Annotated in this window: 11 protein-coding genes; 2 read left to right on the top strand and 9 right to left on the bottom strand. The window is 41.5% G+C overall.

The features are described 5' to 3' along the window. Positions 1-108: 108 nt before the first annotated feature. On the bottom strand, positions 109-279 hold the full coding sequence (locus PR795_RS12880) for a YciY family protein (RefSeq protein WP_155251356.1): 171 nt from the start codon (positions 277-279) through the stop codon (positions 109-111). Between the two features lie 281 nt (positions 280-560). Between PR795_RS12880 and cls the strand changes: the two genes are divergently transcribed. Both cls and PR795_RS12870 read left to right on the top strand, forming a co-directional pair. Beyond that, positions 561-2,021 carry a cardiolipin synthase gene (gene cls, locus PR795_RS12875; RefSeq protein ID WP_006658730.1) on the top strand — a complete coding sequence of 487 codons (1,461 nt, stop codon included), beginning with the start codon at positions 561-563 and terminating at the stop codon, positions 2,019-2,021. A 42-nt stretch (positions 2,022-2,063) separates the two neighbouring features. Then, a complete protein-coding gene (locus PR795_RS12870) occupies positions 2,064-2,396 on the top strand; it encodes an HI1450 family dsDNA-mimic protein (RefSeq protein WP_181480879.1) in 333 nt (110 codons plus the stop codon). A 43-nt stretch (positions 2,397-2,439) separates the two neighbouring features. Here PR795_RS12870 and PR795_RS12865 read toward each other — a convergent pair whose 3' ends face one another. The 8 genes from PR795_RS12865 to PR795_RS12830 all read right to left on the bottom strand — a co-directional run bounded on the left by PR795_RS12865 (position 2,440) and on the right by PR795_RS12830 (position 12,460). Then, positions 2,440-3,816, bottom strand: coding sequence for an SMI1/KNR4 family protein (locus tag PR795_RS12865; protein ID WP_181480880.1), 1,377 nt, complete (start codon positions 3,814-3,816; stop codon positions 2,440-2,442). A 163-nt stretch (positions 3,817-3,979) separates the two neighbouring features. Next, positions 3,980-4,981 (bottom strand): murein tripeptide/oligopeptide ABC transporter ATP binding protein OppF, encoded by a 1,002-nt coding sequence (gene oppF / locus PR795_RS12860; RefSeq protein ID WP_006658733.1) that lies wholly within the window; start codon positions 4,979-4,981, stop codon positions 3,980-3,982. Next, a complete protein-coding gene (locus PR795_RS12855; protein ID WP_036963771.1) occupies positions 4,978-5,967 on the bottom strand; it encodes an ABC transporter ATP-binding protein in 990 nt (329 codons plus the stop codon). The genes oppF and PR795_RS12855 overlap by 4 nt, the downstream gene beginning before the upstream one ends. Before the next feature lie 10 nt (positions 5,968-5,977). Continuing rightward, entirely contained in the window at positions 5,978-6,886 is a 909-nt protein-coding gene (gene oppC / locus PR795_RS12850; RefSeq protein WP_006658736.1) for an oligopeptide ABC transporter permease OppC, read from the bottom strand. Positions 6,887-6,900: 14 nt separating this feature from the next. After that, complete coding sequence (gene oppB / locus PR795_RS12845; protein ID WP_006658738.1) at positions 6,901-7,821, bottom strand: oligopeptide ABC transporter permease OppB; 921 nt, start codon at positions 7,819-7,821, stop codon at positions 6,901-6,903. A 66-nt stretch (positions 7,822-7,887) separates the two neighbouring features. Next, positions 7,888-9,528, bottom strand: a complete 1,641-nt coding sequence (oppA, locus tag PR795_RS12840) for an oligopeptide ABC transporter substrate-binding protein OppA (protein ID WP_006661680.1) — start codon at positions 9,526-9,528, stop codon at positions 7,888-7,890. A 91-nt stretch (positions 9,529-9,619) separates the two neighbouring features. Next, a complete protein-coding gene (locus PR795_RS12835; protein WP_181480882.1) occupies positions 9,620-11,236 on the bottom strand; it encodes an ABC transporter substrate-binding protein in 1,617 nt (538 codons plus the stop codon). Between the two features lie 579 nt (positions 11,237-11,815). Next, positions 11,816-12,460: a YchE family NAAT transporter gene (locus tag PR795_RS12830; protein WP_006658741.1), complete on the bottom strand. Its 645-nt coding sequence runs from the start codon at positions 12,458-12,460 to the stop codon at positions 11,816-11,818. Positions 12,461-12,722 lie beyond the last annotated feature (262 nt).

The raw sequence follows: 12,722 nt of genomic DNA, 5'->3' as shown, positions 1-12,722 counted from the left end.
CACCAGTTTACTTATTGAATATGAGCAATAGTTTAAATGCAAATAGCAATCATATTCAATAAGGTTTAGCGAACAAAGTGAAAAATGTGAGTATAAACGTGAATACCCTTACTCAATCCACTGAGTAAATAACAGAGAATGGCGACGTCGATAGATATCCATTTTACGAATAGCATAAATTTTCATGTTACGGCGAGAGTGTCTTTCTAACCAACGGCGGCGGCGAACGACCTGTCTTAACATTCTCCAGCGCCCCACTTCTTGCCTACTGCGTCTCATTTTTTAATCCTTATCAGGTGGATGGTCATAACGACGAAATATTATATGCCTTTGTTTGCGAGAACCAAGAAGAAGTTATCCGCAAAAATACGAAAATGGTCAGTTTAATCATGATCCCGTTCTAGAGAACTTACCATTAATTGCACTTTTATTTATTTAACTCAGTTTTTATTCAGAACTTTTAGCAAATTCTGGTATGTTTATTCTTAGTCTATATTTAATAAGACATATTTTCTTTTTTCGACTCTTTTTCTCTTTGTCAGTGAGGCTTGTTATCCATTATGGCAACCGTCTACACCTTAATGAGTTGGTTACTTTTTTTCCTCTATTGGTTAATTGTTGCAGGGGTGACCATACGTATCCTTGTGACACGTCGCCCCGTCACTTCAGCGATGACATGGTTACTGATCATTTATATCCTGCCGTTGGTTGGTATCATCGCCTACGCAGCATTTGGTGAGCTTCATTTAGGTCGACGTCGCATCGATAAAGCACATCAAATGTGGCCATCGGTTGCCACTTGGTTAGAAAACTTGCGTCTCTCCAAGCATATCTTTGCCACCGATAATAGCCCCGTTGCAGAGCCATTATTTCAGCTGTGTGAAAAGCGCCAAGGCATTGCTGGCGTTAAAGGTAATCGCATTCAATTACTGACCACCAGCGAAGATTCGTTACGTGCGATAGCTAACGATATCAACAATGCTCAGCATACGATCGAAATGGTGTTTTATATCTGGCAACCTGGCGGGTTAGTGGATGAAGTCACTGAAGCATTACTCAATGCAGCGAAGCGTGGTGTTAAATGCCGTATTATGGTGGACTCTGCAGGCAGCTGGCATTTTTTCCGCAGCGATTATCCGGATAAAATGCGGGCTGCTGGCATTCAATTTGTCGAATCCCTGAAAGTTAACCTAATGCGTTTTTTCCTGCGTCGAATGGACTTACGTCAACACCGCAAAATTGTGGTCATTGATAACTATATTTCCTACACCGGCAGTATGAATATGGTCGACCCTCGTTACTTTAAACAAGATGCAGGCGTTGGTGAATGGGTCGATATTTTAGTGCGCATGGAAGGTCCTGTCAGTACCACATTAGGGATTGTGTATGCCTTTGACTGGGAAATGGAAACAGGGCAACGAATTTTACCTCCTCCGCCCGATACCAATATCATGCCATTTGAGCAAGATAATGGTCACACTACCCAAATGATTGCGTCAGGTCCCGGTTTTCCTGAAGAGTTAATACAGCAATCATTGATGACCGCCATGTTCTCGGCACGTAAACAGTTGATCATGACAACGCCGTATTTTGTGCCAAGTGATGACTTACTGCATGCGATTTGTACCGCTGCCATGCGCGGAGTTGATGTCAGTATCATCATGCCACGTCACAATGATTCTTTCTTAGTTCGCTGGGCTAGTCGTTCTTTCTATACAGAATTATTGGAAGCGGGCGTGAAGATCTACCAGTTTGAAGATGGATTACTGCATACCAAAAGTGTCTGTGTCGATGGCGAGCTAAGTTTAGTGGGATCAGTCAACTTAGATATGCGCAGTTTATGGCTGAACTTTGAAATTACCGTGGTCATTGACGATAAAAGTTTTGGTAGCGATCTCACGCTGGTTCAGTATGATTACATGGCTCGCTCCACACGTTTAGATATTGAAGAATGGGAACAACGCCCATTCTGGAATCGTGTCATTGAGCGCCTATGCTACTTCTTTAGCCCACTATTATAGTTTGATGCTTATTTATATAGTATTGACCGTTAGGAAAACGTCATGAGTCAAAATTCAAATATTAACCTAATCGATGAAGATGAAATCATTGAAATTGCCTATGACCTTTTCCTTGAAGGTGCAATGGAGAATTTGGAGCCTGCGGATCAAGTTATTTTCGCATTACAGTTTGAAGACTGCGGGGCTGCTGAAATTGTTCCGTTTAGCCAAGATTGGCATATTCTGGCGACTCAAGGGCTCCCTTTAACGCAAATGAGCGAAATCGTGATTGGGCTGGCTAAAAATCCTGAAGATGACATTGATGATATTTTTGCACGAATTCTGATCAGTCGAAATCCAAAACACCCTTTCCAACATATTGAATGGAAACAATAAAAATAAAAGATGGGGGAAATATTCCCTCATCTTTTATTAAACTTTATTCTGCTAAATCCAACTGCAAATGATGCTTCTTAATATAGAGACGCAGATTATTGCGAATATAATCACTCTTATCTAATGGGTATTTTTCCCACGCCGCCACAATATACGGTTCCACCCCATCAGCAAATTCAGGTGAACGCGCCACAGCTTGGATCGCGGTTAATGCAATTTCACTCTTATCCGCAATCATATACTCAAAGTAGTGATCGACCTTTTGACTAAAATTGACATCGTGGGAAGCAGCATTTAATGCACTGACAGCAATCTGACCATCCACATGACTAAATAAGTGTTGAAAATCTTCCACTTTGACCGCTTGTAATTCCTTGAGGATATACCCCGAAAAACTCACCGTATCTGCATGCTCGCTCTGTGCTAATTTGGCTAAAATAGCCGATTGAAACTTCGCTAAATCGGCTTTTTGATACCAATAAATCAGTTGTAACCCACGATTGATTTGCGCAGGATCTTGGCTCTCAAGCGTTTGGGCTAAATAGTCCGATGAAGCAGCAACGGAATATTTAGCTAATACTTCCAGTGCCTTCACATGGTAAATGTTGAGTATTTCGTTATCTAATATACGAGTGAGTTGCTCAATGCCCTTTTCCGATAATGACGGTAACTTTTTCAGTCCTTCTAGCGCCGCCAGTTTCGTTTTTTCATTATCTTCATGATGAAATAGGTTGAATAACGTCGTTTCATCACCGCCCATCCGATGCCCAAACCAGCCAGTATCATATTGCTGAATAATTTCATCTAGCCAGCGTTCATACCAATCCAAGAAATGACTTTCATAAGCAAACTGATACGGTGTTGGCGAGTCACACCATTCGTGGGTATAAACCAGTCGCCCAGCATGTTTGCCCGTCACCACCAGCAGAATGTCATAAGTACAACCGCAAGTTCCCAGATAAAATAGCCCTTGATGAAGTAAACTTTCTCGTGAATCGTACTCTTCGTCAGTGCAATCATCCGCCATTTGGCTCAATGTTTGCCACTCTTCATCGCTCATCGTTGGGCTAAGTACCGAAGGCAACGCAACTGAATCATAGCGACTCTCGCTGTCCTCAAAGCGTTCAATGCCATAATACGGTCCTGCACCGCCATTACCTAACTGAGTCATAAATGTCACATACTCATGTGGTAATTGTACCGCCATCCGATGCTGCCACTGCTCTATCCGCTCAATATCTAAGGGTGGATTGAGCTGATAATTGTGGCTATCTGCACCAAACAATGCCTCATCTATATCAACTTGTTGGGCGAGAGGGAGTTTTTGTTTGATACGTTGAATTTGATCATCCGCATAGCACTGATTAATGTTCTGCCATGTTTGTTGTAATTGTTGTAACGGCGGCGAAAGGTGGTTCATTAAGCGTCAATATCCTATAGATTGCATCGTATTGATTTTAATATCATATATAACACATTATTTTAAGAGACAACGATGATTGAAAACTCTGAAAATTGTCCCCCATAAAAAAGGCTCCGCTTTATTCATCTAAAGGGAGCCTTGAAAACGTGGATATCACCAATTATAGAGGATCAATTTTCAAACATGATACCGCATGCTTAAAGCTCCCTTCTAATAATGGACGTGTTTTCGCACATTCTGCATCAGCACTTGGGCAACGAGTTCTAAATACACAGCCCGACGGTGGATTAATCGGTGAAGGTAACTCTCCATCAAGTAGCTCAATTTGCTTGTTTTTTTCCTTATCAGGATCAGGAACGGGTACCGCTGACATCAATGCACGCGTATAAGGATGCAGTGGGTTGTTATACACCTCGTCATACGTCCCCAATTCCACAGCATGCCCTAAATACATCACCAAAACTCGGTCTGAAATATGCTTAACTACCGCCAAATCGTGAGCGATAAAGATCAATGAGAGTTTCATTTCTCGCTGAAGTTCTTGCAGTAAGTTAACCACCTGCGCTTGAATTGACACATCCAATGCAGATACGGGCTCATCACAAATAACCAGTTTAGGTTCTAATATCAGTGCGCGCGCAATACCGATTCGCTGACATTGCCCACCGGAAAACTCATGAGGGTAACGGTTAATCAGGTTTGGTAATAACCCTACCCGCATCATCATTTTCTTCACTTTTTCAGTGATTTCTGCCTGTGACATCTTAGGATGATACGTTTTTAATGGCTCCGCAATAATATCCCCGATAGTCATCCGTGGGTTAAGGGATGCCAACGGATCTTGAAATATCATCTGAATATCGCTGCGTACATTGCGCCATTGCTTATCGTTCATGGTCAGCAAATTTTGCCCAAGCCATGTTACGGTGCCGCTAGTGGATTTTACTAAGCCGATCAGAGCACGAGCGAAAGTCGATTTACCACAACCAGATTCGCCAACAACACCAAGGGTTTCCCCTTCATACAAACGTAATGTCACGCCATCGACGGCCTTTAAGCTTTTATCGGGTTGCCAAAACCACTGTTGTTTATCCCTGATAGAAAAATGCACTTTGAGATCGTTCACTTCCAACAGCACCTGCCTATTTTCTTGGTTGGTCATACTAATTCCTCCACAGGCTTAAAGCAGGCACGCAAACGAGATTGGGCAAAACTGGATAATCGAGGCTCTTCCTCTACACAGTGTTGATTCGCATATTGGCAACGCGGTGAGAATGGACAGCCTTTCGGTAAGCGTAAAAGATTTGGTGGATTGCCCGGAATGGTTGCCAAGTTATCATCATCACCGTCTAAGCGAGGCACGGCGGCTAATAAACCGAGTGAATATGGATGGGAGGGTTGGTAGAAAATATCCCGAGCGCTGCCATATTCCATGGTACGCCCTGCGTACATCACCAAAACCTTATCACACACACCCGCGACAACACCCAAATCGTGAGTGATTAAAATGATCGCCGTATCAAATTCCTGTTTTAGCTCATTCAGTAATGTCATGATTTGCGCTTGTACAGTTACATCCAATGCAGTGGTTGGCTCATCAGCAATGAGCAGTTTTGGCTGGCACAAAAGTGCCATCGCAATCATCACGCGCTGGCGCATACCACCTGAAAATTCATGTGGATACATATTCATACGTTTACGCGCTTCAGGCATTTTTACGGCATCGAGCATACGAACTGACTCTTCAAATGCCCCTTTTTTACTCAGTCCCTTATGTAACATTAAGACTTCAGAAAGCTGAGTACCAATCTTCAAATAAGGATTAAGCGATGTCATTGGGTCTTGGAAGATCATTGAAATCTCTTCCGCACGCATGCGATTAAGCTCTTTTTCCTTGAGATTTAAAATCTCACGACCATTAAACATGGCTGAGCCACCCACTCGACCATTTTTTGCCAGTAACCCCATGAGTGCGAACGCTGTCTGCGATTTACCTGAACCAGATTCACCCACAATACCCAGCGTTTCTCCCGCACTCAATTCAAAGTTGAGTTTGTTAACCGCTGTCACATTCCCATCTTGGGTTGCGAATGTGACGTTCAAATCATGCACCGATAATAAAGGGCTTCTGCGTGTTGAGTTTTCCATAATAAGCCCCTTAGCGATCTTTCGGGTCGAGGGCATCACGTAAGCCATCGCCGATAAAGTTAAAACAAAACAGCGTGATAACTAAGAATCCAGCGGGGATCAACAGTAACCACGGCGTGACTTCCATAGAGTTAGCGCCATCACTGAGTAAAGCTCCCCAGCTACTGAGTGGCTCTTGCGTTCCTAAGCCAAGGAAGCTTAAGAATGACTCAAACAGGATCATACTTGGGACTAATAATGATGCGTAAACCACGACTACACCCAGTACGTTCGGTACGATATGACGCAGGATAATGTGGCGCGTGCTAACACCGCAGACTAACGCCGCTTCAATAAACTCTTTGCGTTTTAACCCTAATGTTTGCCCACGCACGATACGCGCCATATCCAGCCATGACACCATACCAATTGCGACGAAAATCAGCAGGATATTGGTACCAAATAAGGTGACCAACAAAATAACGAAGAACATAAATGGGAAGGAGTTTAAAATTTCCAATAAGCGCATCATGATGGAGTCGACTTTACCACCCACATAACCCGCTAACGACCCATACAATGTTCCCACGACAACCGCCACCAATGCCGCTGCAACGCCGACCATCAATGAAATTCGTCCACCAATTGCCACACGTACAAGTAAATCACGACCTGAAGCATCCGTTCCGAAATAATGCCCCGTAGCCCAATCGGGTGCTGTGGACATCATCTCCCAATCCGTATCGTCATACAGAAATGGCGATAACATAGGGGCAAAAATCACAAACAAGGTGATACAAAATAGGACACATAAGCTGACAATCGCCGCACGGTTATGCATAAAACGCCGTCTTGCATCTTGCCAGAGGCTGCGCCCTTCAATATCCAGTTGCTCAGAAAAATTTTCCAGAGCTTCACTATTTTTGTTGTTTAATAACATAGTGTTTCTCCGGCTTAGTAACGAATTTTCGGGTCGATGACAGCGTATAACACATCGACAATGGCATTAAAGGCAATGGTTAAAACCCCAACTAAAATAGTCAAGCTGAGCACCAACGAGTAATCACGATTTAAAGCCCCATTCACAAATAGCTGGCCAATACCAGGTAAACCGAAAATGGTTTCAATGACCATTGAACCTGTGATTATCCCGACAAAAGCCGGTCCCATATAAGAAAGCACAGGCAACAACGCCGGTTTTAAGGCATGGCGGAAAATAATGGTACGCAGTGGTAACCCTTTTGCGCGCGCAGTACGAATAAAGTTTGAATGCATGATTTCAATCATCGAACCACGAGTAATACGTGAAATACTGGCAATATATGCCAAAGAGAGCGCCACCATTGGCAATATCATATGTGTCACATTACCGCCATCCCAACCCCCACCGGGGAGCCATTTCAAATGAATGGCAAAAATCAGCACCAAAAGAGGTGCCACAACGAAGCTTGGGATGACAACCCCCGTCATGGCGAATCCCATGACTGTAAAGTCCCATTTAGTATTTTGATTTAAAGCCGCAATGACCCCCGCTGTAATACCAAATAACACCGCAACCACAAACGCCGTTGCACCGAGTTTTGCAGATACAGGAAAGGCTTTCGCGACTAGCTCATTCACACTGTAGTCTTTGTACTTAAAGGAAGGACCGAAATCCCCTTGTGAAAGTTGGATTAAATAATTGAAGTATTGCTTATACATGGGATCATTCAGGTGATATTTCGCCTCAATATTCGCCATAACTTCAGGAGGCAATTTTCGCTCACCCGTAAACGGACTTCCTGGCGCGAGTCGCATCATGAAAAATGAGATGGTAATGAGAATAAATAAAGTCGGAATTGCTTCAAGCAAACGACGTAAAATAAATTTAAACATTGCCCTTTCCTACTTCTGTTGCCATTTAGGCTAATGGCTGGCTCACGCGGAGCCAGCCTGTTGTAATTAGTGTTTGATGATATACAGATCTTTAGTATGTAAGTTATCTAATGGATCTTTACCCGTATATCCACCCACATACGGTTTCACTAATCGGGTGTTAACATAATAGTAGAGAGGGACTATCGCAGAATCTTTGTCAACAATCTGTTCTGCTTGTTTGTATAAATCAGCACGCTCGTCATCTGTTTTTACTTGAAGCGTCTTTTTCATCGCGGCATCAAAATCTTTGTTTTTATAATGTACGGTGTTATTACTGCTGTAAGAAAGCAGCATATTTAAGAAGGATGACGGTTCGTTATAGTCTGCACACCAACCTGCACGTGCGACATCATAAGCACCTTGGTGACGGCTATCTAAGAAAGTTTTCCACTCTTGGTTTTCGAGTTTAACCTCTGCACCAATATTTTTCTTCCACATGGATGATGCGGCAATAGCAATACGTTTATGTAAATCTGATGTGTTATATAACAAGTTAAATTTCAATGGGTTTGACTTATTATAACCCGCCTCTTCAAGCAACTGTTTCGCCTTTTCATTACGCTGTTCTTGCGTCATGTTAGTGTACCAATCTGGTTTTTCAGCTTTCATACCATTGGTAAATGGTGGTGTAAAACCATAGGCAGGAATATCACCCATTCCCTTGATTTTATTAGCGATAGTATCTCTGTCCATTGACAGTTTTAATGCTTCTCTAACGCGAGGATCATTAAATGGCGGTTTCTCATTATTAATTTCGTAATAGTAAGTACATAAATATGGACTTACACGTAAATCCTTCTGCATTGTTTGTTGAATGTTTTTAAATTGTTCGATAGGTAAATTGGTATACGTCATATCAATTTCGCCGCTACGATAACGGTTTACGTCCGTAACTTCCGATGAAATTGGTAAGAAGGTGACTTGGTCAATGACTGTATGTGCATTATCCCAATAGGTTGGACTACGCTCTAAAACAATACGTTCGTTAACGGTCCAATCTTTCAATTTATAGGCACCGTTACCCACAAAATTACCCGGTTGAGTCCATTTAGCCCCAAATTTTTCAACGACTTTTTTATTCACTGGCGACATTGATGGGTGAGAAAGTAATTTAGGAATATACGGTACGGCTTCGCTTAATGTTAGCACCAACGTTTTATCATCTAACGCTTTAACGCCTAATTCTTCTGGTTTTTTCTTGCCGGCAATAACATCATCCACATTCTGTACGTGGGCATATTGCAGATAGCTAGCGTAAGGAGACGCGGTGTCTGGATCTGCGAGTCGGCGCCAGCTATAAACAAAATCCTCAGCCGTGACAGGGTCACCATTTGACCATTTAGCGCCATCGCGAATTTTAAAGGTCCACTCTTTGAAATCTTTATTTTCCCAGCTAATCGCGGAGCCAGGTAATGTTTCCCCTTCAGGTCCAACAATCGTAATCCCTTCCAATAGGTCCCTTGCTAAATGGGATTCAGGCACCCCTTCAATTTTGTGCGGGTCAAGGGATTGTGGCTCGGAGCCATTATTACGTACGATAACTTGTTTATCGGCTAGCTCCACGCCAGCAGGAACAACTGCAGCATAACTTGTCGCCATCGTCCCTGCCATTAACCCAGCAGCAACGCTTAAAGCAACAAAGGTCTTATTCAGTAATTTGCTCATGATTTTGGTTACTCCCATACTCTTGTTTTGGTTGTGTTGTTGATGCATCCGATTACTGAGTCAGTAAACAGTTATTTTGTTTATTACAAAATTATTGATTAGTAGAATTTATATATAACCGCTTAACATCCATATGATCAAGAGGGTCTCCTCCTTTAAATCCTCCAATTGTGGGCTTGATCATTCTTGCACTCACGCGGTAATAAACGGGAACCAGCGCAGAGTCTTTGTCTAGCAAGGACTCTGCTTGTTGATAAATTTTTTGACGAGATTGGTCATCTGGTGCAGTCAAAGCCTCTAATAGCAATTGATCATAAGATTTGTTTTTGTATGCAGCCGTATTGTTACTGTTATCCGACAGTAATGAATTCAAAAATGCAGAAGGCTCGTTGTAATCAGCACACCATGTTGCTCTAGCGACTTCATAGTTTCCTTCATGGCGGTTTTGTAAGCTGGTTTTCCATTCTTGGTTTTGCAAGGTGACTTGAGCACCAATATTTTTTTGCCACATCGATGCGGCAACAATAGCTTGCTGCTTATTTTGATCTGATGTGTTGTACAGTAGAGTAAATTTAAGGGGATTTTTCGCCGTGTATCCAGCCTCAGCGAGCAGGTCTTTGGCTCGTTGGTAACGCTGTTCCGCCGAAAGTTTCGCCCATTCAGGTATGGCGAAATGACCATTATGAATAAATGTCGGTGTAAACCCATAAGCGACAACCTGTCCTTGGTCGATGATTTTATTTGTGATCGTTTCTCTGTCTAAACCTAATTTAATCGCTTCACGCACTCGTGGGTCGGTAAAGGGAGCTTTCTGGTTATTAATTTCATAGTAAAACGTACACAGATATGGACGAACATACAGCTCGTTAGGTTTCTCTGCCTTCATTTTTTTAAACAACGTAGGAGGAATGGCAGAGTTACTAATGTCGATTTCACCGCTGCGATAGCGGTTGTTATCACTGACTTCAGACGTGATAGCTAAAAAAGTAGCTTGGTCAATCTGCGTTTTTGCATTATTCCAATACAGTGGATTACGCTTAAGAATAATTCGCTCATTGACTGTCCATTCATCCAAAATGTATGCCCCATTTCCAATAAAGAAACCGGGTTGTGTCCATTTATCACCATATTTTTCAATTGCTTTACGGTTAACCGGTTTCATTGAGGTATGTGAAAGCATATCGATAAAGTAAGGGACTGGATGGCTGAGTGTTACCTGCAAATGTTTATCATCAATAGCTTTAACACCCAATGATTCTTTCGGTTTCAGCCCTTTTAAAATCGCTTCTGAGTTTTCGATATAAGCATTTTGTAAATAACTGGAATAAGGTGACCCCGTTTTCGGGTCCGCTAGTCGCTGCCAGCTATATACAAAATCCTCTGCGACAACAGGTGTTCCATCACTCCATTTGGCATCATTGCGTATAGTGAATGTCCATACGGTGTAATTTTCATTCTGCCAACTGCTCGCCATACCAGGAACCGCTTTACCTTCAATATCCTCGTAAACCAGCCCTTCTAACAAATTAAGAATAATATTACCTTCCGGCACCCCTTCAACTTTATGAGGATCAAGAGAAGCAACTTCAGAACCATTGTTTATGGTAATCGTTTGTGGTGATTTATTTGAGGTAGGTAACGCTTGAGCAAAAACAGTAGATGAGATAATGAGACAAGAAAGTAAACAGTGTCTGGATGTTAATTTCATCGTTGCGCCTTCTCCATTTCATAATTAAATTTTCAACATTAAGTCGAATGGTGTTTTTTTAGCCTTTCGTTATTGACTCATAAAGGCTTTTAGCCATTGTTTGCTAATAACTTTTTTACTTTAACCTCCCAAAAACGCCCTTACTGACTTTAATCTATACAAAAGGCATATAAAAAAAAGCCGCAAAAAATCACATACACTTAACATTTCGAGCATTAAATCATCATCAGAATAACTGAAATGTACGTAACAATGAAAATAAAACAATAAAAACAATTAGATAAAAAAACACCTTAAATAATGCTTAAGACCTGCAATGACAATAATCCAAACATATCATTAACAATCTCCAATGAGAATAGTGAATAAATTTACGCAGCTCACATTTCCTTACTTTTTATTCCTATATTTGCAAAAAGTGCGACACATAATCACATTTTATATTTATCGTGCAGAGGAACTATTTCGAGCATCTTGAGTAACTCAAAAAAATTAAATGGATATTGTCGATTGAGATGATGATGTGTAATAAAAGAGAGGCAGGAATAGCCGTCCCGATAGACGGCTAAATACAATGAGTTATAAAAGACCTGGAAATATTGCTTTCACACCCGTTACAGCAATTTCGATACCTAATGACATTAATAATAACCCCATAATACGGGTGACGACGTTAATACCTGTCTGCCCTAAATAACGAACCAATAAAGATGCCGAACGGAACAACAACCAACAACAGAAAGCAAATAAAATACTGGTTAACGCTAATCCAATAAAATTTTGCCACCCTGTCCATCGTGAAGACCACACGATACATGAACTGATCGCACCGGGTCCCGCCATTAACGGAAGAGCTAATGGAACCACACCAATGCTATCGCGCACTGCTGTTTCGGTTTTTTCTTGTTTGTTTTGTTTATCTTCACCAATTTTACCGCTGATCATCGATAAAGCGATAGTAACAATTAGTATTCCCCCCGCGATACGGAACGAATCAATTGAGATGCCAAACAGCTGTAATATTGAGTCACCAACCAGTAAAGACGTACATAAAATAATTGCCACTGATGAGTTGGCTATTGTATTTGTTCGATTACGGCTCGCGATAGTTTGGTAGTTTGTCATACTAATAAACACAGGTAGGATACCAACCGGGTTTACTAACGCAAATAGACCAATAAAAAATTTAATATAGCCTGATAAATCAAGTAATGTTGCGCTCACCCATTAATACCCTCATAAAATTCTTAAACAAGAAACGCTTACCTGAATTAATTTTATCACTGAAATGACTAAAATCCTTAGTTAAAGAACAATTTTGTGCATCTTAATAGAATTATTTATTGCAGGTTGTCTCACCACTCAAAAATCGACGTTTTATTCACCCATTTTTAGCGATTCATTAATCCTTTTTTTGCAATTTCTACTAAAACGTAAAAATGCCATGCTGAAAGGAGTCAGCTTGCATATTTTGTGATTTAGATCA

Source organism: Providencia sp. PROV209, from assembly GCF_028479485.1.
GTDB lineage: Bacteria > Pseudomonadota > Gammaproteobacteria > Enterobacterales > Enterobacteriaceae > Providencia > Providencia alcalifaciens.
Note: the sequence above shows the minus strand (reverse complement) of the source record. Positions and strands in the feature narration are given on the sequence as shown.